This window comes from Kocuria sp. KKT182, assembly GCF_055635395.1.
The window spans coordinates 564,619-590,147 of sequence record NZ_CM145757.1; the positions used below are offsets into that span (position 1 = coordinate 564,619).

The window sequence follows — 25,529 nt, forward strand, 5'->3', positions numbered from 1 at the left end:
TGCAGTTGAGGTTCCCCGGGTTCTTGCGGTGGTTGCAACACTGAGCGTTGGGGGTGGTGTTGTGGGTGGGTACTCGATCTTGATCAGGCCGGATCTGCTCCAGGTGTTTTGGGAGCGGATGCAGGCCGGGGAGTTCATCACCGGGGCGGTGGCAGCTATCCGTACAAGCCGGCGCACCGGGGCCCGGGTCCTGGAGGAGGCCGGTGGGGTGCGGCCACGCCGCGGACGCGACCTCAAGGGCCGGTGCCTGAGCTTCGCCGAGCGGGAGGAGATCGCCCTGTTGCGCGTTCAGGGACAGTCTTTGCGGCAGATCGGGGCGGCGATCGGCCGATCACCGTCGACGATCTCTCGAGAGCTGCGACGTAACGCCACCGCCCAAGGCGGCTATCGGGCCACGACAGCGCACGTGCTGGCCTATGAAAGAGCAGCGCGCCCGAAGCCAGCGAAGCTGCACACCCATCCCGAGGTGCGTGCGATCGTCGTGAGAGACCTCGCCAAGAAGTATTCGCCGGAGCAGATCGCTGGGCGCCTGCGACGAGAATTCCCCGACAAGCCGGAGATGTGGGTGTCGACCGAGACGATCTACCAGTCCCTCTACGTGCAGTCCCGTGGGGCCCTGAAACAGGAGCTGACCCGATACCTGCGCACCGGACGAGCTGTGCGCCGGCCCTGCCGCAAGGCCGGGCAACGCAAGAACCGGGTCCCGGACATGATCAACATCAGCGACCGGCCCGCTGAGGCCAAGGACCGCGCAGTGCCGGGCCATTGGGAGGGTGACCTGATCATTGGCAAGAACAATCAGAGCGCCATCGGAACCCTGGTGGAACGCACCACCAACTACACGATGCTTGTTCACCTGCCCGAGGGTTACAAACCCGAACAGGTCCGTGACGGGCTGGCCGCGAAGATCAAGACACTGCCGGAGGCGCTGCGACGGTCGCTGACCTGGGATCAAGGCACGGAAATGCGCGACTGGAAGCAGGTGCGGGTGGACGCCGGGATCGAGATCTTCTTCTGCGACCCACACTCGCCCTGGCAACGCGGTATCAACGAGAACACCAACGGCCTTTTGCGCCAATACTTCCCGAAAGGCGCCGACCTCTCAGCGTTCACTGCCGCAGAGCTCGACGCGGTCGCCGAGGAGCTCAACGACCGTCCCCGCAAACGCCTAGAGTTCCAGAAACCGATCGAAGTGATCGGCGACCTGCTGTTGCAATGACCACCAGAATCCGCCGTTCCCCTTTTGTGCGTCGTGGTTCCCGCCCGAACCGGCCGGTAGCGTCGTGAGCGTGACGAGTAGCGGCGACGCGGGGGCTCACGCCCGGCTGATGGACGGCTCTGCAGCGCCGACGGTGGGTCAGCTGGCAGTGCGCTCCATACCGGCTTCCTTGGTCGCTGTGGCCGGTCCTCCGCTGGTGGCTGTGGTCCTGCCTGGCGGAACGGGGGACGGATGGTGGTTCCTGGTCGTCTTCTTGCTCTTTGCGTTGGCCGGGCTGGTCCAGTATCTCGTGCAGCCGTCGCAGCCTCGACTGGACAAGCGGGTCAGTCAGGAGCGGTGGAAGTGGGCGCTTTCGTCGGTCATCAAGACCAGGGAGGTGCCGGTGGATCCGGGGGTGCGGGCTACCGCGGCGGCGGTTGCCTGCACCGAGCTCCAGATGTTCGTGGTGCTCATCTTCTTCGTCCTGGGAGTCGTCCTGGGCATGCTCATCCGTCCGGAAGCGCCGTGGTCGAGCTTTCTCGGTGCCCCGATAGGCATGGCGCTGGTGTCTGCCTTCCGGCTCCGCCGAAGCCTGATCTATCTCACGGTGCTGCACGCTCAGGCACGACCCGGCGGGCAGCAGTTTCAGCGTCAGTAGTTGAGGAAGCAGTGCGATACGAGGAGCGTCGCGGAGGCTGCCGCGGTTTCGATGATCTACGGGGTCCGCCGCCTTGGATGTGCGGTTCTTGATCTGGAGGGAGCGCTATTCGTCTCTCAAGCGCTGCTTCAGGCGTTCCAAGCGCTCTTGGTACTCCCGGTCTTGTTTCTTCATTCCTCGCCACACGATGACGAACATCGCGAAAGTGGTCAGAGCACTCACCACGGTGTTCCAAGAGCTTCCGCTGACGACGGTGATCATCACGGTGGTCGCCGCCAGGAGGCCACAGGCGATCGCGGGGGTGCCGCTGATCGGAGCTTTTCCGGTGGCCATGGTGCCTCCTGTCGGGTTTCCCTGTCAGCTTCAGGGGTGGGCTTGAGACGTGGCGTGCCGCCGGCGGACCCAGCGTGCAGTGGCCGCTGCCGCTGCGGCGGCGCCAGCAACGACCGCTGATGCCAGCAGCGCCAACACGCTCAGGAAGACGACCGTGCCGGCGATGTCGCGCAGGGCCTGTCCGGGCGGCAGGGCTCCCGGGGTGAACCAGCCGTTGTTCCACACCAGCACCGGGGTGCCCAGCAACGCGGCCAGCAGGTAGGCGGCCGGCCAGAACGCATACGTCTCCACCCGGTGCCCCTCACGCCAGCCGCGCACGAGAGCCCAGGGGACGCTGAGCAGCAACGGCCCGAGCATGGCGACGAGAGGGGCACCGATCACGGCCCCTCCACCCTTGGGGGCGGTGACGATGATCAGCCACAGGCCCGCGGCGAAAGCCAGCGCCAGCACCACCGCCCACAGCAGGATGCGCAGACCCAACCACAGCACCGCCCTCGGCCCGGGGCGCGGGGCAACCGGTGGCCGTGGGTGCTCAGATGCGTGCTCGTTCATCGGTTCTCCCCTCGTGGATGAAGTGGGCCACCGCCAGCAGGGCCGCAATGTCCGTCACGGGCGCGGAGTCCTCTCACAATCCCTAATGGGCTCAGCCACGGCGAAGTCCGTGCCCCCGGCCGGGATCGTGGGGTCGTTCCTCGGCGTGTAGGAGGGTGAGGAAGACCCAGCTGCGGCGGGCCCTGCTGATGAGAACGAGGGCGAACACGGTCAGCAGCCCGGCGATGAACCCCCAGAAGGACGACCAGCGCAGCACCCCGGTGAGGGCGAACGCCACCGCGGCATAAAAGACGAACGCCGCGAGTTCGATCCGCCAGATGGCCACCGCGCCAGCGGCGGCCCGCAACTGGGGGTCCTGCGGCACGGTGACGGTCGAGGAGGCACTGCCGAGGATCCACCCCACCCGATCACGGGCCACGTACTGGGTGGGACGCGGACCCGGTACGTGCGTGCGCCGGGAGACCGAGTTCACCAGCAGGATGTAGGCCAGGGACACGGCCGAGGTCCACAGGCCGCGTTGGTCCTCGCGCAGGACTCCGAACTGCCACCAGACCAGCAACGGCAGACCGACCACCAACAGAGCACCCACCCAGAGGCTGCCCCGAAGAACCCGCAAAGCCGAGGGGATCGGGGTGCTGTCGACCTGTGGAGACGCCCCCTCCTTCGTACGCCCGTCCTGGTCCATGGTGCCGAAGCTACCGCCTGGCACAGCCGGACGTCTCGACACAGAAGAGGGGGCCAGCCTCCGCAGTCGGGCGGATTCCTCACCGGAGGGCCGGCCGCAGAGCGCACAGCGGCGAGCTCGTCGTGCTTCCAAGCTGAGGCCACAGTTGCCGCGCCGGCGGCGAACCAGACGGTCAGGAGGGCGCCGTCGCCTCTCTAAATATGGCTGGCTACCAATCACTTCTCGGAAGTTCGGCGTTGCAGCGGGGGTTCATATGCCCGCCGCGCTGGTTCCCGTTGCGGACGCAGGTGTCTGCAGCGGTTCACGGCGGGATCGGTCGTCGTTTGGCGCTGAGGGGCCGAGCGCAGCGTCTTGGCGGACTCCGTCTGCGTCGTCTGTATGGTTTGGACGGTTTCGGTCTTGACACCGCAGCGACAGAATTTCAAGGTGGCGTCAGACCGTTGCGACGTCGGTGGAGTCGCGCATCTGGGGGATGCCATGCACAGCCATCCATCCGAGAACCACCCCGGTGATTCCGGGGCCCAGCCAGGGGGTACTCCTGAGTGGTTGGCGGAGGCGGTGATGACCATGATGCGCACCGGGCGCATCCCGGGACTGTCCCTGGTCGTGGTCGACTCACAGCGGTCGTTGTACGCCGGCGGGTTCGGAACTGCTGACCTGGCCACGGAGGCGCCCGCGACTCCGGCCACGGTGTATCTGTGGTTCTCCATGACCAAGATCGTGACCGCCACGGCCGCCATGACCCTGGTCGAGGACGGTCGCCTCGAGCTGGACGCCCCGGTGGCCGACTACGTGGACTGTCTGCGCGCCCCGCGTGCCTCCCAGCCCACGGTAGGGCAGCTGCTGACCCACACCGCGGGGTTGTCCAATCCTCTGCCGCTGCGATGGGTGCACCCGGCCGAGCAGGAGCCGCCGGCGGCCGAGGACCTGCTGCGGTCCGTGATGAGACGACCGCGCGCCTACCGCCACGCCCCGGGGCACAGGGCCCGATACACCAACGTCGGCTATCTTGCGCTGGGTCAGATCATCGAAGCCGTGAGCGGTATGCCGGTGACGTCCTATCTGCGGCAAGCCGTGCTGGATCCGGTGGGCATGACCAGCACCGGGTTCACCTACCGCCCGGAGGCACCAGCTGCCACCGGTTGTGTGCGCGCCCCGCGCGCCGCCGATCCGCTGCTGCGCCGTCTGCTCCCACCCGGGGTGGCCGGGACCCGTCACGGCGCCTACCTGGGCCTGCGGCCCTTCTACGTCGACGGAGCCGCCTACGGCGGTCTGGTCGGCGACGTGACGGATGCCGGACGTTTTCTGCGGCTGCACCTGGGTGATGGCCAGATCGACGGGCATCGCATCCTGTCCGCTGAGACGGCCCGATCGATGCGAGTGATCGAGCACCCGGGGAAGCCCTTCGACCACGGCATCGGCTGGTTCCGCCGCCCCACCCAGGAAACGGGGCAGTGGGTCGAGCACTTCGGGGCCGGCGCCGGATTCTGGAACGTCATGCGTCTTTACCCAGAACACGGCCTGGGCATCGTGGTCATGACCAACAGCACCACGAGCTACGACTTCGAGCCTCTCTTCTCCCTCCTCACGACCGCCTCCTGGTCGTAGCAGGCCGGGGGCACGTCCGTGAGGGGGGCCGTGGGCGTCCGTCGTGCGGCGGTGCCGGGCTCCCACGATCCGTGCGGGCGGACGGCGAGCGGCACCGTGACCGCTCAGGGGTTCGTGGTGATGTCCCCGCCGAGCTCGTCCCGGAGCTGCTGCAGCGGGGCCGCGTCCCTCGAGATGACGACCCAGTTGTCCGCGTGCAGGAAGGAGGCGCCCTGCTCGCTGCTGAGGGTGTCCAACAGCCCCTCCATGCGCTCCTCGGAGTCCGTGACGGCCATGGCCATGCGTCCGTTGGCGCAGTCCAGGTAGGTGGTCTCCGGGTCGGCCGGGGCGCGCAGCTGGTCCGTGCCCGGGCAGTCGATGCCGGCCCCGACGACGTCGTCGCGCAGCGCCGTCGCGTCCTCGTAGGCGGCCCCGCCGGCCACCATCGCCTGGATGTCGTCGGCGGTCGGCGCGCAGCCGGTCAGGGCGAGGGCGGAGAGAGCGAGCAGAGCGGGAACGGGTCGGCGCATGGGACGTCCTGTCGTCGAGGGGATCGGGTGGCGTGCTGGGGCCGGCGTGCGGACGGGGGCGGGCCCGGGTCCGGTGCGCGGTGCGCCGTCCGTCGGCGCCGCGCTCACGGGGCGGCCCCCTGCTCCGGACGGTGGTGCTCGTCGAGGACACGGGTGAGGACCCGGCCCGGGGTGTGCCGGTACTCGGGGTCGATGCGCTCGAGCACGGCGACGATCGCCTCGACGTCGTAGACCACGGACGGGTCACCGCCGTGGTGGCTCCAGCGGCGCTCGGCAACCCACGCCCACACGTGCACGGGCCGGCACCGCCGGCAGGTCCCGTGCTCCGCGGTGAGACAGTCGGGCCCCACCGGCTGGTTGAGCCCGGCGATCTCGGCGGGAGTGCGCCGGTGGCGCCCCACCACGGCCCAGAACCTCTCGTCGGGGATCCGGGAGAGGTCCGAGCTCAGACCGGCCAGGGCTTCTCGCGCCCGGACCACGTCGTAGTAGAAGTCCGGCCTCGACCAGGGCGGAACGCGGTGCCGGGCGCGCAGTGCCTCAACCACAGCCGCCTCCTGCGCCTCGGCGACCTCGGCCGCCGTCCGCGGCGACGGGTCCGCGGCCGAGCGCCAGAGGCCGTCGAACAGGGCCGCGCCCTCGGTGCAGGCCTGACGGACCAGCAGCGTGCCGACGTCCGGGGAGCGCCGCTGGGACCAGAGCGCCCCGGAGAGCCGCTCGTAGACCTGACCGTCGTCCAGGGTGAAGCTCCTCCGGTCGGCGGCCACGACCACACGGCGGGTGGTGGGCTCCCCGGTGGCTTCGGTGCGGGCGGGGATGACCACCGCGCGCGCACCGGGGTACACGGCACCGCCCTGGTTCAGCCTCCGCCGCTCGTCCACCGTCCGGTGACCCGGGCTCAGCGGACCGGCCGGCGCGGCCGGCTGCGGGACCCGGGGGCGCGACGAGCCCGCGACCCGGTCTCACCACGGCCCGGGGCGGGAGAGACGGCTGGGGCGCCGAACGGCACGAGGACCGGGTCGGTCTGCCGGGCGACGGGCTCAGCGGCCATGGTGGTGCTCCTCGTGGAGTCGGAGTCGGGGGTCGATGGGCGACGCGGGCGTCCGGCGCCTGCTGGGGGAACCGTAACAGCCGCCGCGCCCGGGGCGGCGGAGGTCGTCAGGCAACGGGCCGGCGGTCCTCCCCGGCGAGGGCGCTCATGCGGTCCCCGGCGGCGTCCATGCCCAGCGAGGCGAGCACCGCGAGCGCGGCCATCCACCGGCGCGGATGGGCCGCCCCGCCGGCGACCAGCCACCGCTCGAGCATCGCGTCGATCCGCAGCGAGGCGGCCTGGACCCCGCACGTCGCCGCGCCGAGACCCAGCAGCAGCGCCGCCCGCGCCGCCACCGGCAGCCGCTGCGCCGCGACAGGGCTCCCGTCGGCCAGGGGCCCGGCCTCGGCACCGGCAACGACAGAGTCCTCCCCACCGGTGTTCCGGGAGAGCACCCACCCTCCTGCGCCGGCGACCAGGACTCCCGGCACCACGACGTACGCGGCGCGCACCCGGGGCGACCAGCCGGACGGGGAGACCAGCGTCAGCGCTCCGGCAGCCGCGGAGCTGGTCAGGGACAGCACGAGATCGTTCATGGTTCTACGCTACGTCCCGCGTCCCCGGTCGTCACCCGGTCCGGCCGGTCGTCGGCCTACGCTGGGGGCAGGACCGAGAGGGAGGCGGAGATGCGGATTCTCGTCGCACATGCCAGCGCACACGGATCGACGGCAGAGATCGCCCGGCGGATCGCCGACGTGCTCCGGGACGAAGGCTCGTCGGTCGACGTCGGGCCCATGGAACAGCAGGACGGTCTCGGCGACTACGACGCCGTCGTGCTGGGCAGTGCCATCCACGACCAGGACTGGCTGCCGGTGGCCACCGCGTTCGTCCACCGCCACCAGGCCGTGCTGCGGACCCGGCCGGTGTGGCTGTTCAGCGTGGGAATGTCCGCGGCCCTGCCCCGGATCCTTCGCGAACCGGCCCGCCGCGCCCAGAACCGGCGGCTGGCCGCGTCCCTGCGGGAGGTGGTGCACCCGCGCGGGCACCTGCTGCTGTCCGGGGTAGCGCAGGCCGAGCAGCTGCCGGGCTGGGCCGGCCTCCTCCTCCGGGGGACCGGGGGGCGCTTCGGCGACCACCGGGACTGGCCCCGGATCGAGGCCTGGGCCCGCGACATCGCCGGGACGCTGAGGACGACCACCCGCGGCGGGTGATCCGCGGCCGCCCCCGCGACCTCCACCCTGGTGGAGAAGGACGTGCCCCCGAGGCCGGTGTTCCGATCGTCCGCGTCGCACGACGGGTGGGTCCGGGTGCCCGGGGTCCCAGCCCTCGTCGAGGGGAGCGGTCGGCTCGACCGCAGCCCCGGGCGTCAGCGGCCCGGTCGCGGGCACCCGTTCCCAGGAGGTCGTCGTGCCGGCAGCCGCAGCCGCGGGTCTCCCGATCGCGCTGGGACTGCTCGCCGCCTCCCTGCCCGTCGCCGTGATCGTGCTGATGCTCGTCACCAGCGGGACCCGGGGCGCGGTCACCGCGTTCCTGTCCGGCTGGATCGCCGGGATCGCCGTCGTAGCCGCCCTCACCGTGCTGGTCGTCGACACGACCCTGCCCCGCGACGATCCCGCGCCCTGGGTCGGCGTCCTGCGGGTGGTGCTCGGCGGCACGCTGCTGCTGCTGGGGGTCAAGCAGTGGCGGAGCCGGTCGCGCGAGGGGTCGCAATCGCCGCGGTGGATGACGGCGGTCGACACGATGACGCCCTCGAAGGCCCTGGCCGTGGCGTTCCTGCTGGTCACGGTGAACCCGAAGAACGCGGTGCTGGTCGTCTCGGGGGCGGCCGCGATCGCGACGGCCACGGCGTCCGTGGCGCACCAGGTGCTCGCGCTCCTGCTGTTCACGGGGGTCGCCAGCGCCGCGGTCGCCGCCCCGGTGCTGCTCCAAGTGGTCCTGGGGGACCGGGCCGCCACGGTGCTGGCGGCCGCGAAGGGGTGGATGACCGCCAACGGTTCCTGGGTGATGACCGTCGTGCTGGTCGTCATCGGCGCGGTGCTCCTCGGCAACGGTGTGAGCGGACTGCGGTCCGGCTGACCGTGACCGTGCCCCGGCCCACCCGCGGCGGCTGGGGGCGCCCGCCGGCCCGCCGAGCCCGCGGCGCTCGCGGCGCCGGCCCAGCTCGTGGGCGCTCACCGCCACGAGGGTCATCACGACCAGGGGCAGCACGAACGAGACCATCACGGAGCTGAACCCCTCCAGGGCGTCGTGCTCGGTGGCCGCCAGCAGCACGTACCCGGTGTAGTCGAAGTACAGGAGCAGGAACAGACCGCCCTCCCAGCGCGCCACGGGGAACCCGGTGAAGGCGTTGGGCAGCAGCGCCACCACGGCGGCCGGCATCACCGGGATGTCCAGGGCCACGGCCGCCGCCGGTACCGGCAGGCCGCTGTCGACGAGGATCGCCGGCACCCGAGCACCAGTCCGAGGTTCAGCAGGCAGCTGCCCACGACGTTGCCGATGGCGAGATCCCGCTGTCCTCGGCGGACCGCGACGACGGAGGCCGCCAGTTCGGGCAGGGACGTCCCGAGGGCGACCACCGTGAGCCCGACGACGAGGCCGCTGACGCCCAGGGCCGTGGCGACGTCGACCGCCCCCTCGACGAGGACCGTGGCCCCGGCCACCAGGAGTCCCACCCCCACCACGACGAGGACGAGCGAGACACCGGCCGAGGCCTCCCCGGCCGGTGGCCCGTCGACACCGGGTGCGGCGGGCGGCCGGTCCGGCGGAGGGTTCGGCGCCCCGGTGGGGGAGGCGGCGTCCCGGCGGCCGATCAGCACCGTGAGGACCCGGTGGACGACCACCGCCGCGAGCAGCACCGCGCCGTCCGTGCCGCTGTCCCGGCCGTCCAGGGACACGAGCGCAACGCCATGCAGAGCACGATGCGCCCCACGTCCAGGACCGTCATGGGCGCCGGTCCAGAGCCGCCGCCCGGGAGGACAGAGGCAGTGCGCGGCATCCGTCACAGCATGGGCGCTGCGCGGACGCGGACAGGATCTGTCCGCCACGGGGAGGACACTGGACCTGTCACCGGACGCTGCGCCGGAGGCGCCCCGATCAGGAGGGAACCGCCATGACCGACCTCGACGTCGCCGCCTGTGCCGCCGACCAGATCGACCGGCACTGGACCCACCAGCTGCGGCCCCGCCTCGCCGGCCTGACCGACGAGGAGTACTTCTTCGACCCCACCGGCGGGTCCGCGTGGACGGTCCATCCCCGGGCCGAGGAACGCACCCCGATGCAGACGGGCCGCGGGGAGCTCGTGCTGGACTTCGCCTTCCCCGAACCGGTGCCCGCGCCGTTCACGACCATCGCCTGGCGGCTGGCGCACGTCGTCGTCGGGGTCCTCGCCGCGCGCAGCCACGGGCACTTCGCCGGCCCCGAGGCGTCCTACCAGAGCTGGGCGTACGCCGGGACCGCGGAGGAGGCGCTGGCCCAGCTCGACCGCGAGTTCGCCCGCTGGACGGCCGGGGTGCACTCGCTGACGGACTCGGACCTGGCGCGCCCGTGCGGCCCGGTGGAGGGCCCGTACGCGGAGCTGCCGATGCTCGCCCTGGTGCTGCACATCAACCGCGAGCTGATCCACCACGGGGCGGAGCTCGCCCTGCTGCGCGACCTGTACGCCCACACCCGCTGAGCCCCGCGCCGCACGACACCTCAGGAGCCCACCGTGCCCTTCCTCACCCCCACCGTCACCGACGAGCGCGACGCCCTGGCGGCCTTCGCGAGCCAGCAGATCCGCCAGGTCGCCACCACCCTCCAGGGCCTCGACGCCGAGCAGCTGCGGGCGACGCCCTCGGCGAGCGCCATGAGCCTGGGCGCGCTGGCCCGGCACGTCCTGTTCATCGGCGGGCACGGTCCGTTCGCAGTGCTCACGGACCCCCACCGGACCTCCGGGGAGCCGCTGGACGAGGCCGGCTGGGCCGCCGGGGCGATCCTGCCGCAGGCCGTGCGCCCGGAGGACACCGCCGAGTCCCTGGGCGCGGCCCTGAACGCGCTGGCCGACCGCGTCGAGGCCGGGCTGCGCACCGCGGACCCGGAGGCCCGCATCCCCGTCCCGGACGCCCCGTGGTTCCCGCGGGACCTGGTGACGTGGCCCGCCCGGTGGGTGGCGCTGCACATGGTCGAGGAGAACGCCCGGCACGCCGGGCACGCCGACATCCTGCGCGAGTCCCTCGACGGGCGGACCGCCTACGAGCTCAACGCCCTCGCGGACGGGGAGACGTGGAGCCCGCAGGACTGACCGGCCGGGGGGGGCTACTCGTCGTCCGACGGGCGCCCGGTCCCCGCCTCCGGGTCCTCCGGCGGCGGGGCGTCGTCCTCGGCCTCCTCGGGGGGAGCGCCGGCGCGCCGGTTGCTCTCGTCGGTGGTGGCGGTCAGCCAGGTCTCGTCTCGGACGCCCAGTCCCTCCTGGCTCGTCTCCGCCCAGGCCTCGTCGCGGTCCGCGGGCTCGGGGTAGCGGTCCATCTCCGGCTCCTGTCCTGCTCGACGGTGATGGCCCGATCCTATGCCCGGGCCCGGCATCCCGCGCACGGCGTCCTGCGCCCGGCCGGGGATCTCCTCAGCCGCCCTCGAGGAGCCGGCGCAGCGTCAGGGCGTTGCGCACGGCGTGGCCGTCGCCGTCGTTGTTGAAGTACGCGTAGACCTCGCGGCCGCCGTGGTGCCACTCCCGGATCCGGTCCGCCCACCAGGCCAGGTCCTCGTCCGAGTAGGAGCCGGCGTAGAGGTGGTGGTGGTCGGGGCCGTGGAAGCGGACGTAGACGAACGGGGCGGTGGCCTCGAGCACGCAGGGCAGCCCGGCCCCGCTCATCACGCAGTACGCCGCGCCGTGGCGCCGGAGCAGCCCGAAGACCTCCGGGTGCACCCAGCTGTCGTGGCGGAACTCCACGGCGACGGGCAGCCAGTCGGGCAGCCCGGCCAGGAACCAGTCGAGGCGCGCGTCGTCGCGGGCCTGCGCCGGCGGAAGCTGGACGAGCAGCACGCCGCGCCGGTCCCGCAGCTCGTGCCAGGACTCGGCGATCCGCCGGCTCCAGGTCTCGGGCGCGTAGAGCTTCTTCGCGTCCGTCAGTCCGCGGGGGGCCTTCACCGTCATCCGGAAGCCCTCCGGCAGGCGCCGGTTCCAGCCGGCGAAGGTGCTGCTGCGCGGCCAGCGGTAGGAGCTGGCGTTGAGCTCCACGGTGGAGAAGGCCCGGGTGTAGATCTCCAGGCGCTTGGCCGGGGCCGTGCCGGGGGGATAGAGGACGTGCTCCCAGTGGTCGTAGCTCCACCCGGAGGTGCCGATGTGCCAGCCCATGGGCTCCAGGGTAGCGGCGGAGGGCGCCGGGTCCGGCCGTCGCGCCGGGCGCCGGCCGGCCGCGCGGCGGACGTAGGGTGTTCACCGGCACGCACGGCGCCCCCGCCGAGCACCCCGCACGATCCCAGGAGAACCCGCATGACCACCCTCGCCCCCCGGCCCGCCGGGACCCGCTGATGGCGAAGCTCTACTTCCGGCACGGGGCGATGAACTCCGGCAAGTCCACCGTGCTGATCCAGGCCGCGCACAACTACGAGGAGCGCGACCAGACGGTCCTCGTCGCCAAGCCCGCGATCGACTCGAAGGGCGCGGACACCGTGGTCTCACGGCTGGGGGAGTCCCGGCGGGTCGACCTGCTGCTGGCCCCGGAGGACGGGGCGCGCGAGCGCTTCCGGGCCGCCGTGCGGGAGCGCGGACCGGTGCACTGCCTGCTGGTGGACGAGGCGCAGTTCCTCGCCCCGGCCCAGGTCGACGACCTGCTGCGCATCGCGGTGCTCGACGGCGTCCCGGTGCTGGCCTACGGGCTGCGCACCGACTTCCGCACGGAGGCGTTCCCGGGCGCGGCGCGCCTGCTGGCCGTGGCCCACACGGTCGAGGAGCTGCGCACGATCTGCCGCTGCGGGTCGAAGGCGATGTTCAACGCCCGCACGGTGGACGGGGAGCCGGTCTTCGAGGGCGACCAGGTGGCCATCGACGGTGCGGCCGTGTCCTACGAGTCGATGTGCGCCGGCTGCTACCTGCGGCACTCGGACGGGCGCCTGGGCTGAGCCGGGGACCGGCGCGCCGGTCCCGAAACGGCGTCAGGGGGTGACGTCCCGGTCGTCCTCGCGGCCGTGCCGGTCGACGACCGCCCAGAACAGGTCCTCGGGGATCGCCTCGAGGTCGGGGTGCAGGGCGGCGAGCTCGTCGATGATGGCGGCCACGTCGTAGTGGGCGTGCACGTCGCCGCGCCGGGCGAGCCGGTTCGAGGCGATCAGGCCCTCGACGTAGGCGGTGTGGTCGGAGTCGGTGAACGTGCTCAGGACCGCGTCCGCCCACAGCTGCTCGAAGGCCGGGTGGCCCTCGGTGACGAGCCGGACCGGGGCGTGCGCGCCGTCGGGCTCGGCGGGGTCGGCCTCCGGGGCGTCCCGCACCGGTCCGGTGGTCTTGGCGAACCGGGTGCCGTCGTCGACCGTGACGGTCCGGTCGGTCTCGTCGACGACGGTGTGCCGCTCGGTGCGCAGGACGGGCCCGCCGCGGACCACCACGGCGCGGGTGCCGACGCCGGTGGCTCCGCCGACGTGGTGGTGCTGGCTCACGGCGACCTCCTGGGGTCTGCGCTGCGGGGGCGGCCGATCCGCCGAGTGCCTGATGCGCAGAACCTAGCAGGCGGCGCCGACCGCCGAAAGTTTCCGGGAACGCGGACGGCGCCGCCGGAGGGGCTCCGGCGGCGCCGAGGGCGCGGGGTGGACCGGGGCTCAGCCGCCGAGCAGCACCGCGCGGACCAGGTCGAAGAACATGCCGAGGATGGCCGTGAAGTTGGGGTTGAAGAACGCGTCGAACTCGCCGACCAGTCTGATCATGACAGTTCCTTCCGAGGGGGGTGGGTGGGGCCCGGGCCGGGCGCGGATCCGGCCCGGGCCCGAGCCTACCGGGGGTGTTCACAGAAGCACATGGCCTTTCGGCCAGTTCCCGCTCCGGGCCGGCCGGACGCCGGGACCCGTCAGGGGGCGGGAGTGCCGGTGGAGGACGCTCGGCGCGCGTCGTCGTGCGCCGCGGTCTCCTGCGCCGCGGTCTCCTGCGCCGCGGCCTCCATCGCGGCGGCCTTCTTCGCTGCGGCCTCGTGCGCGGCGGCCTCCGCGCCGCCGATGGCCTCGCCGCGGGCCACCATGCCGGCGGTGTCGGAGAGGGGGATCTGCTTGAGGAACACCGCGAGGACGAAGGCCAGCAGCATGAAGGGGATGAGGTACCAGAACACCGGGGCGAGGGAGTCTGCGTACGCGGTGACGATGCCCTCGCGGACGGGCTCGGGCAGCTGCGCCAGGGTCTGCGGGTCCAGGGTGGCGGTCGCCTCCCCGGCCTGGGCGGCGGAGGCGCCGGCGCCGGTGAAGACGGCCGTGAGCTGCTCCGAGAGGTTGTTGGTGAAGATCGCCCCGAAGATCGCCACGCCGAGGGCCGCGCCGACCTCGCGGAAGTAGTTGTTGGTGCTGGTGGCGGTGCCCACCATGGACGGGTCCACGGCGTTCTGCACCACGAGGACGATGACCTGCATGATCAGGCCCAGGCCCGCGCCGAGCACGAGGAGGTAGACGCAGATCAGCCAGATGGGCGTCTCGGCCGCCAGCGTGGTCATGGCGAGCATGGCCGAGGCCGTGACGAGCGTGCCCGCCGGCGGGTAGCCCTTGTACCGGCCGGTGCGGGAGATCCTGAGGCCGGACCAGATCGAGGTGCCCATCATCCCGACCATCATGGGGACCATGAGCAGCCCGGACTCCGCCGCCGAGGTGCCGGAGGACATCTGCAGGAACGTGGGCACGAACGCGATGGCGGCGAACATCCCCAGCCCCAGGGTGAGGCCGATCGCGGTGGCGTTGACGAACACCGGGTTGCGGAACAGGCCCAGGGGGATGATCGGGTCCTCGGCCCGGGTCTCGTTCCAGATGAACAGCGCCGTGGCCACGACCATGCCGCCCGCCCAGGCCCAGGTGGCGGCCGCGCCCCAGCCGTGCTCGGCGTTGCCGCCGAACTCGGTGAAGAAGATGAGACAGGTCGTCGCCACGGACAGCAGCAGGACGCCGGCCACGTCGATCCTGCGGGTCGCGCGCTTGTGCGGGAGGGTCAGGGTGAACCACGCGATGGCGAAGGCGGCGATGCCGATGGGGATGTTGATGTAGAAGGCCCACTGCCAGGTGAGGTGGTCCACGAAGTAGCCGCCGAGCAGCGGCCCCGCCACGGCGGAGAGCCCGAAGATGCCGCCGAGCGGGCCCATGTACTTGCCGCGCTCGGAGGCCGGGACGATGTCCGCGATGATCGCCTGGGAAAGGATCATCAGTCCTCCGCCGCCGAGCCCCTGCAGCGCGCGGAAGGTCACGAACTGCCAGAAACCGGTGGCCAGGGCGCAGCCCACCGACGCGAGGGTGAACAGGGCGATGGCGACCAGGAAGAGGTTGCGCCGGCCCAGGACGTCGCCGAACTTGCCGTAGACGGGCATCACGATGGTGGTGGCCAGCAGGTAGGCCGTGGTGATCCAGGCCTGGTGCTCCACGCCGCCCAGCTCCCCGACGATGGTCGGCATGGCGGTGGAGACGATCGTCTGGTCGAGGCTGGCGAGCATCATCCCGGCGATGAGGGCGGAGAAGATGATCCAGATCCGCTTCTGGGTCAGCACCAGCAGCGGGGCGTCCTGCGCGACCGCGGGCGGGGTGGTGGTCATGGGCTTCCTTCGGTGTCCGGGGACGGGTCAGAGGTGTCGGGGGGAGTGGCTGAGCGGGTGTCCGCGGCGGTGTCCGGCGTCGTCTGCGGGGCGGTGGCGCCGGGGGAGAGCAGGGCCCCGGCGAGGCGGACGTTGCGGGCCAGCAGCTCCGCGAACTCCTCCAGGGGCGGGGACTCGTCCGGGTCGGCGCCGGCCGGCCGGGTCTCGAGGAGCTCGTGGACGGTGTGCCCGGCGAGGTGGGAGACGACGGCGGCGGCCACGCCGGGGAACGGGTCCCGCTCCCCGCAGCCCTGCCGGCGCGCGATGAGCTCCGTCAGTTCGGCCAGCCGGCGTTCCATGGTCTCGGTGAGCCGCTGGAGCAGCACGGGCTCGCGGCGCAGGACGTCCAGCAGCAGGGTCCGGTCGTGGGGGCCCTCCAGCAGGGCGAAAGAGCGCACGACCAGCTCCTGCAGGGCGCTCAGCAGCGGGGCTCCGTCCGGGGCGGAGCCTCCGGCCACGAACTGCTCGCCGAAGGCCTCGAGCGGGTCCCGGACCGGGGTGCCCAGCACGGCGTCGTCCTTGGAGGCGAAGTAGTTGAAGAAGCTCCGCCGGGAGATCCCGACCTCCGCGCAGAGCTCGTCCACGGTGAACCCCGCCAGCCCGCGCTCGGCGGTCAACCGGCGCGCACCGGCGATGAGGGAGCGGCGGGTCCGGCGCATGCGCTGCTCCCGTGCGCCCGCCGTCACCGGAGGCGCCCGAGGTCGAATAGATGTTGCACTCACGACATCATAGTGCAACTTTGCGGCGGGTGGTGCCCCGTGCGCCGTCGTGCCCCCGTCCGTACGCTGGACCACGTCGGCGCACGACCGGAGGAGACCCGTCATGGCCCAGGAACCGGACCCCCGCCCGCGGCTGATCGGGCTGCACGGGCGCAAGCAGTCGGGCAAGGACACGTGCGGCGACCGCCTCGTGGACGCGCACGGCTACGCACGGGTGGCCTTCGCGGACCCGCTGCGGCTGTTCCTCACCGAGCTGGACCCCCTCGTGGGCGTCCGGGACGGCCGGCTCGTGCGGCTCGCCACGGTGCTGGCGGAGGCCGGCGGGGACTGGGGTCTGCTCAAGGACGAGGTGCGGGACCCGGTGCACCGGGAGATCCGGACGCTGCTGCAGAAGGTCGGCAACGAGGCCGGCAAGGCCGTCTTCGGGGAGACGGTGTGGGCGGACCGCGGGCTGGAGACCGCCCGCCGGCTGGGCGGGCCGGTCGTGTTCACGGACGTGCGCTTCGACGTCGAGGCAGAGGCCATCACGGCCGCGGGGGGCCGGGTGGTGCACGTGGTGCGCCCCGGGGCTCCCGCCCCGGACGACCCGCACCCCTCGGAGGCCGGCATCGACCCGCGCTGGATCACCGCCGTCCTCGTCAACGATGGGACGGTCGAGCAGCTCTGGGCGAAGGTCGACGCGCTGGCGCTCAGCCGGCCGGGTGCCCCGGGGTGAGCCCCACCAGCTCGGCGCTGCGCCGCCACAGGGCGTCCGCGAGCGCGACGTCGGCCGCGCGGGACGGGGCACGGGCGGGCCGCCTCTTCTCGAAGTAGCCCCCGGGGCGCCAGTCCTCGCCGGCGACGCCCTCCGCCAGCCACACCAGGGTCTCCGCGCCCCGTTCCGGGGTGATCATGAGCCGGCGGCCCAGACGGGTGCGATACAGGAACCGCAGGGGGGTGGTGGTGCCCGAGGCGAAGTTCGTCGCGACGCCCCCGGGGTGGAACGCCGCGGCGGCGAGGCCGTGCGGCCCGTGCCGGCGGTCGAGACCGCGGGTGAAGAGGATGTTGGCGAGCTTCGTGTCCCCGTAGGCCCCCTGCGGGGACCAGCGCCGGTCGTCGACGAGGACCTCCGGCGAGAGCCGGCCGATGCGGGCCGCCACGCTGGACGTGCTGAGCACCGCCGCGCCGTCCGCCACGAGCCGGTCGAGCAGCAGGTGGGTGAGCAGGAAGGGCGCCAGGTGATTGACCTGCCACGTCATCTCGTGCCCGTCGGGCGTCAGCTCGCGGCGGTCGAAGATCCCGCCGGCGTTGTTGACCAGCACGTCGATCCGCGGCACGGACTCCTGCAGCTCCCGGGCGAGCCGGCGCACGTCGTCGAGCCGCGCGAAGTCCGCGGTGAAGTGCTGGAGCCCGAGGGGCCCGGCCACCGCCGCGGTCTTCGCGCCCGATCGCCCGACGACGACGACGTCGTGGCCCCGCCCCGCCAGCTCGCGGGCGGCGGCGGCCCCGATGCCGTCGCTCGCGCCGGTGATCACGACCGTGCGCCGCCCCCTGCGCCGGTGGGCGTGCTGCTCGCGGTGCTGGTCCTCGTCGTGCTGGTCCATGGTGGCCTCCTCGGTCGAGCCGGAATCCCGGTCAGCATAGCGACGCACCCTGGGCCGCCGGACGGAATAAGCGCGCGGGCGGAGCCGTTGCGGCACGCACGACGGAAAACACCCGGACAGGCACCACAGCTGAGGAGCTGACCATCATGGCCCGTGTTCTGATGATCGTCTCGGCGGCCGACTCCCTCACCATGCGGGACGGCACCGAGCACCCCACCGGCTTCTGGGCGGAGGAGCTCGTCGTCGCCCACCGGGCGCTGCGCCGGGCCGGGCACACCGTCGACATCGCCACCCCCGGCGGTCGCCGGCCCACCGTGGACCGGGTCAGCCTCTCCCCGGACGTCACCGGGGGCCAGGAGCGGGCCGACGAGTTCCGCACCTACCTGGAGGAGATCGCCGCCGAGCTCGCCGCCCCCCGCGTCCTCGCCGAGGTCGACGAGCACGACTACGACGCCGTGGTCCTGCCCGGCGGCCACGGTCCCATGGCGGACCTCGTCCACGACCCCTCGCTCGGCCGGATCCTGGCCTCCTCGGACCGGACCGGCCGGCTCATCGCCCCGTTCTGCCACGGCCCGGCAGCCCTGCTCAGCGCCCAGGACGACGGGACCTTCCTCTTCGCGGGCCGCCGGCTGACCGCCTTCACCAACGAGGAGGAGCTCGGCGGCGGCACCGGGGAGAACACCCCCTGGTTCCTGGAGACCGTGCTCAGGGAGAAGGGGGCCGTCGTGGAGACCGGCCCCGCGTGGTCCAGCCACGTCATCCGCGACGCCAACCTGATCACCGGCCAGAACCCCCAGTCCAGCCAGGCCGTCGCCGACGTCCTCGTGGAGGCGCTCGCCGAGTGACCCCCGGCCGCAGAGGCACCGGCGGCGGTGGGAGCCGCCGGGCTCAGGCGCTGACGGGCGTCCTCCCGGCCAGGGCGAGGCCGCGGGCGGCGACCACCGCGTCCCGGAACTCCGGGAACGTGCGACGGACGGCGTGCCCGCCGCCGGCCGGGACGAAGGTCATGGCCCACCGGTTCCGGCGGAGCCGGTGGAAGGGCACGGCGACGATCTCCACGGAGGGCAGGGCATCGGGACGCTGAGCGTTCACAGCGGGACCTTTCGGGGGGTTCAGGTCGGGGGAGGGCGGGGCCTGCTCCGGGCGGACCGGGGGATCCGCGGACCGGGGCCCTGCGTGGGGCCCATGGTACCGGGCGCGCCGCCCGGCGGGGCGGTCGCCTGGCCGGTGTCGGCGCCCGGCAGGTATGATCAGCACACTGATCGAGTGAGGAGACCCATGTTCACCCCCGAAGTGGCCGACGGCGTCCACCGCATCACCCACGCCCACGTCAACTGCTACCTGGTCGAGGACGAGGACGGCGTCACGCTCGTGGACGCCGGCCTGCCGAGCATGTGGCCCATGCTGCTGGCGGGACTCGAGGAGCGCGGGCGGCGCCCCGACGAGGTCAGGGCGCTGGTGCTCACGCACGCGCACTTCGACCACGTGGGCTTCGCCCGGCGGGCGCAGGAGGAGTGGCGGCTGCCGGTGCACGGGCACCCTGCGGACGCGCGGCTGGCCGCCCACCCGTACCGGTACCGGCCCGAGCGCAACCGGTTCCTCTACCCCTTCACCCACCCGCGGTCCCTGCCGCTGCTCGGCCGCATGGCGGCGGCCGGGGCCCTCGCGGTCCGGGGCGTGCGGGAGCTGCGCCCGCTCGAGGCCGGGGCCGTCCTGCCGGTCCCGGGCCGGCCGGTGGTCGTCCACACCCCCGGCCACACGGACGGGCACTGCGTCCTGGACCTGCCCGGCCGGGGGACCGTGCTCAGCGGTGACGCGCTCGTGACGCTGGACCCCTACACCGGCCGGCGCGGCCCGCAGATCGTCGCCGGGGCCGCGACCCACGACTCCGCCGTGGCCCTCGCCTCCCTCGACGCGGTGGCCGCCACCGGGGCGCGCACCGTGCTGCCCGGTCACGGGGAGCGGTGGACGCAGGGCGCCGAGGCCGCGGCCCGGCACGCCCGCGCGGTGGGCGCCCACTGAGCGAGCCCGGCAGGGTCCGCGGATCGGGCCGGGAGCGGCCGTGGCCGTCGCGACCCCGCCCCACCGGGCATCCGAAGCGTGCTGATGACACTCCCGGGGGCGGCGGCTATCGTGGGCGGCGACCGACGACCCCACAGCGCCTGGAGGACCACCCGTGAAGCAACTGACCGTCTCCGCCCCCGGCGGCCTGGACCGGCTCGAGCTCGGGGAGGCCCCCGACCCGGGCGCGCCGGGCCCCGGCGAGGTCCGCGTCCGCGTGCACGCCAGCTCCCTGAACTACCACGACTACCTCGTGGTCTCCGGCGGGACGCGGACCGAGGACGGGAGGATCCCGCTGGCGGACGGCGCGGGCGTCGTCGAGGCCGTGGGGGAGGGCGTCGACGACCTCGCGGAGGGCGACGCCGTGGTCTCCTGCTTCTTCCCGCTCTGGCAGGACGGACCCCCCGTGGACGGGAACTTCCGGCGCGTCCCGGGAGACGGGCTCGACGGCTACGCCCGGGAGGCGGTGGTGCGTCCCGCCACGTGGTTCACGCGCGCCCCGGCCGGGTGGTCCCACGCCGAGGCCGCGACCATCACCACGGCCGGCGTCACCGCCTGGCGGGCGCTCGTGGTGGACGGCGGGCTCCGTGCGGGGGACGTGGTCCTGGCCCTGGGCACCGGCGGCGTCTCGGTCTACGCCACGCAGCTCGCCAAGGCCGTGGGCGCCACCGTGGTGGTCACGTCCTCCTCCGACGAGAAGCTCGAGCGCGTCCGGCGGCTCGGCGCGGACCACGTCATCAACTACCGCGAGACCCCCGAGTGGGGCCGCGCCGTCCAGGAGCTCACGGACGGGCGCGGCGCCGACCACGTGATCGAGGTCGGCGGCCCGGGCACCCTGGCGCAGTCGATCCGCGCCGTGCGGGTCGGCGGCCACATCTCCCTGATCGGCGTGCTCACCGGGGCGGCGGGCGACGTCCCCACGGCGCTGCTCATGGCGCGCCAGGCGCGCCTCCAAGGACTGCTGGTGGGCAGCCGCCGGGACCAGGCCGACTTCGTGCGCGCGCTCGAGGCGACCGGGCTGCGGCCGGTGATCGACCGCCGCCGCCCCCTCGCCGAGGCCGCCGACGCGTTCCGGGAGATGGAGTCGGCCCGGCACTTCGGCAAGATCGTGCTCGAGCACTGAGCCCGGCCGGTGCCCCGGGGGGCGCGCCCCGGGGCACCCGGGTCACCAGCCGGTGACCCACACCTGACCGGTGGCCGGGGACCAGTTCACCCTGTACCCGTTCGAGAAGCGCTGGTAGACGGTGGCCCCGGTGCGGATCTCGTCGGTGACCGGGTAGCCGTAGCCCCGCTCGAAGCCGGCGGCCTTCCAGGCGCGGCCGATGGCGCCGGTCTCGTGCACCGCACGCGCGCCGTGGGCCCGGGTCCACAGCACCTTGGTGAGCGCCCCGTCCCGGGAGAAGACCTGGTAGGAGGACCCGTCGGCCAGCCGGCGCTCCTCCGTGGTCGGGAAGCCGTAGCCGTTCTCCCGCCCCCCGGCCACGAACTTCTGGCCGATGACCGTGGCGTTCTCCACCCGGTGGGCGCCCGTGGCCGGGCTCCAGTACAGGGTGGACTTGCGCCCGTTCAGGGAGAACTCCTGGTAGACGCCTCCGGCGCGCAGCCCGCCGCGCTCCGCCGTCACGGGCTGACCGACGACCGCGGCGCCGCCCAGGGCGTGGTACTTCGCGCCGATGGCGCCGGCCACGCCGTAGCCTGCCGGGGGCTGGACGGGCGTCGACGTCTCGTAGGTGTAGGCCGGGGCCCCGTTCACGCGCGTAGAGGCGTCCGCGGGCGCGCCGCCGTTGGCGTACCCGTAGAGGTTGACGGTGGAGAGCACCTGCCAGGGCTGCCCGGAGTTCTCGAGCCGGCCGTCCGCGTAGGTGAGGCCGATGCCGATCACCTCGTGGCGCGGGTCCTTGATCGCCTTGTCGTGGGCGGCCGAGGACTTCCACCACGCCACCAGGGCGCGCACGTCCCGGTGGTGCTCCAGGGCGATCACCTCGTTGGCGCTGGTCCAGGGCCCGGTGCGCGGATCGGTGAGGAAGGTGGTGCTGTGCGAGAACTTCTCCTCGACGATCTGCCGGTCGGACTCCTTCTGCACCACCTGGGACAGCGTGGCGGAGTACTTGAGCGGCTTCACGCCGAGGGACTCGCGGTAGCGGTTGATCTCGTCGAGGATCAGCTGGGCGTCGGCCTGACGCGTGGCGGCGTCCACCGCGACAATGTCCTGCGCGGCGGCGTGGGCCGCCGGACCGGCCAGCAGCGAGGTGCCGGCGAGCGTGGTGACGCCGATGCCGGCGGAGAGGGCCAGAGCGGCCATGCGGCCGTGACGGCGCGCGGGGGCGCAGCGATGTTTCGCCATGGGTGCTTCTGCTTCCTGGTCTGTCTGCACGCACGGAGGAACTGGGGGGTTCCGTGCGGCGGGGGGCTATCGTCGTCCGGCCGGACGACGAGACAGATTGGGCTGGGGAAGGCGCCCAGGGAAAGGCTAGGGAATTCCCATTGCAAATAGGAAGTGTGTGAAATTGTTTCGTCTATCACAGGAGAATAACGACGACATCACGGAATGAACCGGACGGCCGGAATTCCCGTGGTTATGGTGAGCGGTTCACACCCCGTCCGCGCGGCGAACGCACCGGTGCCGGTGACGATAGGCTGGGAGCGCACGCCCGGAGAGGAGCCCGATGACCGTCCACGCCACCCGCGCCACCGGCGTCCGGGCCCCGTTGCGGCTGTGCCTCGTCCTCGCCGCCGCCGTCGGCCTGACCGGGTGCGGCCCCGACCTCGGGACGCCCGAGGGCACCACCCGGGCGTTCGTCGACGCGATGGCCGAGCGCGACTGGGACGGCGCCTGCGAGCTGCTGTCCCACGACTTCGTGCACCGGGCCACGGAGGGCAGCTCCCAGTACTGCGGGGTCCACCTCGAGCGGTGGCACCCGGACACCTCCCGCTACGAGACGCTCGCCGTCCAGGGCGAGGCCGTCGAGACCGCCGAGGGGTACCGGCTGGAGGTCGCCCCCGAGGACGCTCCCGGGGAGACTGAGGAGGTCGTCGTGGTCGAGGAGTCCGGACGCCTCGTGCTGCTGAGCTACCCCGGCCGCGACACCGCCGTCCGCTGAACCCCACCCGCCCACCAGGAACCCCAGGAAGGACCGCCATGACCGATCCTCAGACCGTTCCCGCCGCGGCGGCCGCGGCGTCGTCGCCCGAGGGCGAGACCGTCGAGATCTGCCGCAACCTCATCCGCATCGACACCTCCAACTACGGCAGCGGCGACGCCAAGGGGGAGCGGCGGGCCGCCGAGTACGTGGCCGGGCTGATCGAGGAGGTCGGTCTCGCCACGACCGTCCTGGAGTCGGCGCCCGGCCGCGCCAACGTCTTCGCCCGGATCGAGGGCACCGACCCCTCCGCCGACGCCCTGCTGGTGCACGGCCACCTGGACGTGGTGCCCGCGATCGCCGCGGACTGGTCCGTGGACCCGTTCGGGGGCGAGATCCGGGACGGCATGATCTGGGGCCGCGGCGCCGTGGACATGAAGGACATGGACGCCATGATGATCTCGGTCCTGCGCCACATGGTGCGCACCGGGGACCGGCCGCGGCGGGACATCGTCTTCGGCTTCTTCGCCGACGAGGAGGCCGGCATGGTGTACGGCTCGCACTGGATCGCGGAGCACCACCGCGGTCTCTTCGACGGCGTCACCGACGCTATCAGCGAGGTCGGCGGGTACTCGGCCACCATCGGCGGCCGGCGGGCCTACCTGCTGCAGACGGCGGAGAAGGGCCTCATGTGGTTGCGTCTCAACGCGCAGGGCACGGCCGGGCACGGCTCCCAGATCAACGACGACAACCCGGTCACCCGGCTCTCGAGGGCGCTGGCCAACATCGGCGAGCACCAGTGGCCCGTGGAGCTCACCAAGACCACCCGGGCGTTCCTGGACTCGGTCACCGAGCTGACGGGCGTGGAGTTCGACCCCCAGAACCCCCAGCGGCTGCTCGCCGAGCTCGGCTCCGTGGCACGGTTCGTGGGCGCGACACTGCAGACCACCGCGAACCCGACGATGCTCGAGGCGGGCTACAAGGTCAACGTCATCCCCGGCTCCGCCCAGGCGGGGCTGGACGTGCGCTATCTGCCGGGCCAGCGCGAGATCGTGCTGGCGAAGCTCGCGGAGCTCGCCGGGGACGGGGTGTCCTTCGAGTTCGAGTCGGACGACATCGCCCTCGAGGTGCCGTTCTCCGGCACCGTGGTCGACGCCATGGTCGACGCGCTGCACGCCGAGGACCCCGAGGCGGTCGTGCTGCCGTACATGCTCTCCGGCGGGACGGACAACAAGTCCCTGGACCCGCTCGGCATCACCGGCTACGGGTTCGTGCCGCTGCGCCTGCCCGACGAGCTCGACTTCCCGTCCATGTTCCACGGCGTGGACGAGCGCGTGCCCACGGACTCCCTGGAGTTCGGCTCCCGCGTGCTGCACCGGCTGCTGACCCGGTACTGACCGGCCACCGGCCCCTCCCACCCCGGTCCGCCCGACCGCCGGAGCACCCACGACCCCGACGACCGCCGACAGGAGCGAGATGCACCCCGCCACCGGACCGCAGCCCGCGACCGCACGACCCGCACCCGCACCTGCGGGAGCCGAGGCCCTCGAGGACCGGGCGGCCGGCGACCTGGTGCCCGAGACCCTGCTCCCGGACGACCTGCTGGCGACGTTCCGCGAGCGCGCCGCCGGCTACGACCGGGAGAACCGGTTCTTCGACGAGGACTTCGCGGACCTGGTGCGGATCGGCTATCCGCTGATGCTGGTGCCGCGGGACCGGGGCGGCCTCGGGTTCACGCTGCAGCAGGCGGTCGCCGCGCAGCGGCGGCTCGCCGCGGCCGCCCCCGCCACGGCGCTGGGCATCAACATGCACCACGTCCTGGTGGGCGTGGCGCACACCCTGCGCCTGCGCGGGGACGCCCGGGCCGAGCGGATCTTCGAGCTGGCCGCGGCCGGGGAGATCTTCGCCTTCGGCATCTCCGAGGCGGGCAACGACTCCGTGCTCTTCGACTCCGACACCACCGCGGTGGCCGTGGCGGACGGCTACCGGATCACGGGCACGAAGATCTTCACCTCGCTGTCCCCCGTGTGGACCCGGCTGATCGTCCACGCCCGCGACGACGCCGAGGAGGGCACGCCGCTGGTGTTCGGCCTCCTGGACCGGGCGGCGGAGGGCATCGAGGTCCTCGACGACTGGGACACCATGGGCATGCGAGCCTCGCAGTCCCGGACCACGGTGCTGCGCTCGGTGCCGATGCCCGCGGAGCAGGTGCTCACCCGCACCCCGGTGGGCCCGAACCCGGACCCGGTGGTGTGGGGCGTCTTCGGCTGCTTCGAGCTGCTGCTGGCCGCCGTCTACACCGGGATCGCGGACCGTGCGGTGGGGCTGGCCGTGGAGATCGCCGGCACCCGGCGGTCCCGCGGCGGGGGAGCGCCCCGTGCCGAGCGCCCCGACGTCCGCCGGCGGATCGCCGAGGCCGCGCTGCTGCGGGACGGGGTGGAGCTGCAGCTGCTCCGGCTGGCCGCGGACGTGGACGCCCTCGGCACCGCCGGCGCCCCGGACCACGGTCCCCGCTGGTTCCTGCTGTTCTCCGGGGTCAAGCACCGGGCCACCGAGGCGGCCCGCGGCGTCGTCGACCTCGCGATGCGCAGCTCGGGCGGGGCCCAGTACTCCCGGGGCGGGGAGCTGGAGCGGCTGTACCGGGACGTGCTCGCCGGGATCTACCACCCGTCCGACGACGAGTCCGTGCACGCGGCCGTGGCCAAGGCGCTGCTGGGCCCGATCGGGGGCTGAGCC

General features: G+C 73.0%; 31 protein-coding genes. 15 read left to right on the forward strand and 16 right to left on the reverse strand.

The window, feature by feature from the left end; genetic code table 11:
* The first annotated feature begins 118 nt into the window (after positions 1-118).
* Complete coding sequence (locus ACZ2G1_RS02475) at positions 119-1,219, forward strand: IS30 family transposase (RefSeq protein ID WP_255219435.1); 1,101 nt, start codon at positions 119-121, stop codon at positions 1,217-1,219.
* A 70-nt stretch (positions 1,220-1,289) separates the two neighbouring features.
* A complete protein-coding gene (locus tag ACZ2G1_RS02480) occupies positions 1,290-1,856 on the forward strand; it encodes a hypothetical protein (protein ID WP_126346322.1) in 567 nt (188 codons plus the stop codon).
* A gap of 105 nt (positions 1,857-1,961) precedes the next feature.
* On the opposite strand, the gene ACZ2G1_RS02485 is transcribed toward ACZ2G1_RS02480, so the two are convergent.
* From ACZ2G1_RS02485 to ACZ2G1_RS02495, 3 genes are all read right to left on the reverse strand, one after another.
* A complete protein-coding gene (locus ACZ2G1_RS02485; RefSeq protein ID WP_470377429.1) occupies positions 1,962-2,189 on the reverse strand; it encodes a hypothetical protein in 228 nt (75 codons plus the stop codon).
* 30 nt (positions 2,190-2,219) lie between these two features.
* Positions 2,220-2,669 carry a hypothetical protein gene (locus tag ACZ2G1_RS02490; RefSeq protein ID WP_109269358.1) on the reverse strand — a complete coding sequence of 150 codons (450 nt, stop codon included), beginning with the start codon at positions 2,667-2,669 and terminating at the stop codon, positions 2,220-2,222.
* A 163-nt stretch (positions 2,670-2,832) separates the two neighbouring features.
* Complete coding sequence (locus ACZ2G1_RS02495) at positions 2,833-3,330, reverse strand: hypothetical protein (RefSeq protein WP_126346321.1); 498 nt, start codon at positions 3,328-3,330, stop codon at positions 2,833-2,835.
* Between the two features lie 657 nt (positions 3,331-3,987).
* On the opposite strand from ACZ2G1_RS02495, the gene ACZ2G1_RS02500 reads away from it, so the two are divergent.
* Entirely contained in the window at positions 3,988-5,034 is a 1,047-nt protein-coding gene (locus ACZ2G1_RS02500; protein ID WP_470377430.1) for a serine hydrolase domain-containing protein, read from the forward strand.
* A 104-nt stretch (positions 5,035-5,138) separates the two neighbouring features.
* On the opposite strand, the gene ACZ2G1_RS02505 is transcribed toward ACZ2G1_RS02500, so the two are convergent.
* The 4 genes from ACZ2G1_RS02505 to ACZ2G1_RS02520 all read right to left on the reverse strand — a co-directional run bounded on the left by ACZ2G1_RS02505 (position 5,139) and on the right by ACZ2G1_RS02520 (position 7,166).
* Positions 5,139-5,543, reverse strand: a complete 405-nt coding sequence (locus tag ACZ2G1_RS02505; RefSeq protein ID WP_470377431.1) for a hypothetical protein — start codon at positions 5,541-5,543, stop codon at positions 5,139-5,141.
* Between the two features lie 104 nt (positions 5,544-5,647).
* Positions 5,648-6,385, reverse strand: coding sequence for a hypothetical protein (locus ACZ2G1_RS02510; RefSeq protein ID WP_470377432.1), 738 nt, complete (start codon positions 6,383-6,385; stop codon positions 5,648-5,650).
* A gap of 53 nt (positions 6,386-6,438) precedes the next feature.
* Positions 6,439-6,591, reverse strand: coding sequence for a hypothetical protein (locus tag ACZ2G1_RS02515; protein WP_290467380.1), 153 nt, complete (start codon positions 6,589-6,591; stop codon positions 6,439-6,441).
* A gap of 107 nt (positions 6,592-6,698) precedes the next feature.
* Complete coding sequence (locus ACZ2G1_RS02520; RefSeq protein WP_470377433.1) at positions 6,699-7,166, reverse strand: hypothetical protein; 468 nt, start codon at positions 7,164-7,166, stop codon at positions 6,699-6,701.
* Between the two features lie 90 nt (positions 7,167-7,256).
* Between ACZ2G1_RS02520 and ACZ2G1_RS02525 the strand changes: the two genes are divergently transcribed.
* Positions 7,257-7,781, forward strand: coding sequence for a flavodoxin domain-containing protein (locus ACZ2G1_RS02525; RefSeq protein ID WP_426119312.1), 525 nt, complete (start codon positions 7,257-7,259; stop codon positions 7,779-7,781).
* 196 nt (positions 7,782-7,977) lie between these two features.
* A complete protein-coding gene (locus ACZ2G1_RS02530) occupies positions 7,978-8,646 on the forward strand; it encodes a GAP family protein (protein ID WP_470377434.1) in 669 nt (222 codons plus the stop codon).
* A 302-nt stretch (positions 8,647-8,948) separates the two neighbouring features.
* On the opposite strand, the gene ACZ2G1_RS02535 is transcribed toward ACZ2G1_RS02530, so the two are convergent.
* Positions 8,949-9,464, reverse strand: a complete 516-nt coding sequence (locus ACZ2G1_RS02535; protein WP_470377435.1) for a hypothetical protein — start codon at positions 9,462-9,464, stop codon at positions 8,949-8,951.
* A gap of 215 nt (positions 9,465-9,679) precedes the next feature.
* Between ACZ2G1_RS02535 and ACZ2G1_RS02540 the strand changes: the two genes are divergently transcribed.
* Positions 9,680-10,243 carry a DinB family protein gene (locus ACZ2G1_RS02540; protein ID WP_368828395.1) on the forward strand — a complete coding sequence of 188 codons (564 nt, stop codon included), beginning with the start codon at positions 9,680-9,682 and terminating at the stop codon, positions 10,241-10,243.
* Positions 10,244-10,276: 33 nt separating this feature from the next.
* Positions 10,277-10,849 (forward strand): mycothiol transferase, encoded by a 573-nt coding sequence (locus ACZ2G1_RS02545; RefSeq protein ID WP_470377436.1) that lies wholly within the window; start codon positions 10,277-10,279, stop codon positions 10,847-10,849.
* 14 nt (positions 10,850-10,863) lie between these two features.
* Here the strand turns inward: ACZ2G1_RS02545 and ACZ2G1_RS02550 are convergent, their stop codons facing one another.
* Positions 10,864-11,073, reverse strand: a complete 210-nt coding sequence (locus tag ACZ2G1_RS02550) for a hypothetical protein (RefSeq protein ID WP_017833796.1) — start codon at positions 11,071-11,073, stop codon at positions 10,864-10,866.
* A gap of 94 nt (positions 11,074-11,167) precedes the next feature.
* Positions 11,168-11,899, reverse strand: a complete 732-nt coding sequence (locus tag ACZ2G1_RS02555; protein ID WP_470377437.1) for a DUF72 domain-containing protein — start codon at positions 11,897-11,899, stop codon at positions 11,168-11,170.
* A gap of 176 nt (positions 11,900-12,075) precedes the next feature.
* Here ACZ2G1_RS02555 and ACZ2G1_RS02560 point away from each other — a divergent pair, with 176 nt between their 5' ends.
* Positions 12,076-12,666 carry a thymidine kinase gene (locus tag ACZ2G1_RS02560; RefSeq protein WP_017833798.1) on the forward strand — a complete coding sequence of 197 codons (591 nt, stop codon included), beginning with the start codon at positions 12,076-12,078 and terminating at the stop codon, positions 12,664-12,666.
* A 33-nt stretch (positions 12,667-12,699) separates the two neighbouring features.
* Here ACZ2G1_RS02560 and ACZ2G1_RS02565 read toward each other — a convergent pair whose 3' ends face one another.
* From ACZ2G1_RS02565 to ACZ2G1_RS02575, 3 genes are all read right to left on the reverse strand, one after another.
* Positions 12,700-13,197: a hypothetical protein gene (locus tag ACZ2G1_RS02565; protein ID WP_017833799.1), complete on the reverse strand. Its 498-nt coding sequence runs from the start codon at positions 13,195-13,197 to the stop codon at positions 12,700-12,702.
* Positions 13,198-13,601: 404 nt separating this feature from the next.
* A complete protein-coding gene (locus ACZ2G1_RS02570; RefSeq protein WP_470377438.1) occupies positions 13,602-15,311 on the reverse strand; it encodes an MDR family MFS transporter in 1,710 nt (569 codons plus the stop codon).
* The gene (locus tag ACZ2G1_RS02575; RefSeq protein WP_052132710.1) at positions 15,308-16,009 is read right to left on the reverse strand and encodes a TetR/AcrR family transcriptional regulator; all 702 of its coding nucleotides are present in this window, start codon (positions 16,007-16,009) and stop codon (positions 15,308-15,310) included. The genes ACZ2G1_RS02570 and ACZ2G1_RS02575 overlap by 4 nt, the downstream gene beginning before the upstream one ends.
* Before the next feature lie 163 nt (positions 16,010-16,172).
* On the opposite strand from ACZ2G1_RS02575, the gene ACZ2G1_RS02580 reads away from it, so the two are divergent.
* Positions 16,173-16,784 carry a deoxynucleotide monophosphate kinase family protein gene (locus tag ACZ2G1_RS02580; protein WP_470377439.1) on the forward strand — a complete coding sequence of 204 codons (612 nt, stop codon included), beginning with the start codon at positions 16,173-16,175 and terminating at the stop codon, positions 16,782-16,784.
* Here the strand turns inward: ACZ2G1_RS02580 and ACZ2G1_RS02585 are convergent.
* Positions 16,759-17,652, reverse strand: coding sequence for an SDR family NAD(P)-dependent oxidoreductase (locus ACZ2G1_RS02585; protein WP_470377440.1), 894 nt, complete (start codon positions 17,650-17,652; stop codon positions 16,759-16,761). The two genes, ACZ2G1_RS02580 and ACZ2G1_RS02585, sit on opposite strands and share 26 nt — an antisense overlap.
* 146 nt (positions 17,653-17,798) lie before the next feature.
* Between ACZ2G1_RS02585 and ACZ2G1_RS02590 the strand changes: the two genes are divergently transcribed.
* Entirely contained in the window at positions 17,799-18,497 is a 699-nt protein-coding gene (locus ACZ2G1_RS02590) for a type 1 glutamine amidotransferase domain-containing protein (RefSeq protein WP_144836100.1), read from the forward strand.
* Between the two features lie 43 nt (positions 18,498-18,540).
* On the opposite strand, the gene ACZ2G1_RS02595 is transcribed toward ACZ2G1_RS02590, so the two are convergent.
* The gene (locus ACZ2G1_RS02595; RefSeq protein ID WP_017833806.1) at positions 18,541-18,744 is read right to left on the reverse strand and encodes a hypothetical protein; all 204 of its coding nucleotides are present in this window, start codon (positions 18,742-18,744) and stop codon (positions 18,541-18,543) included.
* 186 nt (positions 18,745-18,930) lie between these two features.
* Here ACZ2G1_RS02595 and ACZ2G1_RS02600 point away from each other — a divergent pair, with 186 nt between their 5' ends.
* Both ACZ2G1_RS02600 and ACZ2G1_RS02605 read left to right on the forward strand, forming a co-directional pair.
* The gene (locus ACZ2G1_RS02600; RefSeq protein ID WP_035923923.1) at positions 18,931-19,674 is read left to right on the forward strand and encodes an MBL fold metallo-hydrolase; all 744 of its coding nucleotides are present in this window, start codon (positions 18,931-18,933) and stop codon (positions 19,672-19,674) included.
* A 154-nt stretch (positions 19,675-19,828) separates the two neighbouring features.
* Complete coding sequence (locus tag ACZ2G1_RS02605; protein WP_017833808.1) at positions 19,829-20,836, forward strand: zinc-dependent alcohol dehydrogenase family protein; 1,008 nt, start codon at positions 19,829-19,831, stop codon at positions 20,834-20,836.
* A gap of 42 nt (positions 20,837-20,878) precedes the next feature.
* On the opposite strand, the gene ACZ2G1_RS02610 is transcribed toward ACZ2G1_RS02605, so the two are convergent.
* The gene (locus ACZ2G1_RS02610) at positions 20,879-22,057 is read right to left on the reverse strand and encodes a CAP domain-containing protein (protein ID WP_031283166.1); all 1,179 of its coding nucleotides are present in this window, start codon (positions 22,055-22,057) and stop codon (positions 20,879-20,881) included.
* A 322-nt stretch (positions 22,058-22,379) separates the two neighbouring features.
* Here ACZ2G1_RS02610 and ACZ2G1_RS02615 point away from each other — a divergent pair, with 322 nt between their 5' ends.
* The 3 genes from ACZ2G1_RS02615 to ACZ2G1_RS02625 all read left to right on the forward strand — a co-directional run bounded on the left by ACZ2G1_RS02615 (position 22,380) and on the right by ACZ2G1_RS02625 (position 25,526).
* Entirely contained in the window at positions 22,380-22,814 is a 435-nt protein-coding gene (locus ACZ2G1_RS02615; protein WP_017833810.1) for a hypothetical protein, read from the forward strand.
* Positions 22,815-22,852: 38 nt separating this feature from the next.
* Positions 22,853-24,190, forward strand: a complete 1,338-nt coding sequence (locus ACZ2G1_RS02620) for a M20/M25/M40 family metallo-hydrolase (protein ID WP_017833811.1) — start codon at positions 22,853-22,855, stop codon at positions 24,188-24,190.
* Positions 24,191-24,269: 79 nt separating this feature from the next.
* A complete protein-coding gene (locus ACZ2G1_RS02625; RefSeq protein ID WP_470377441.1) occupies positions 24,270-25,526 on the forward strand; it encodes an acyl-CoA dehydrogenase family protein in 1,257 nt (418 codons plus the stop codon).
* Positions 25,527-25,529: the final 3 nt, after the last annotated feature.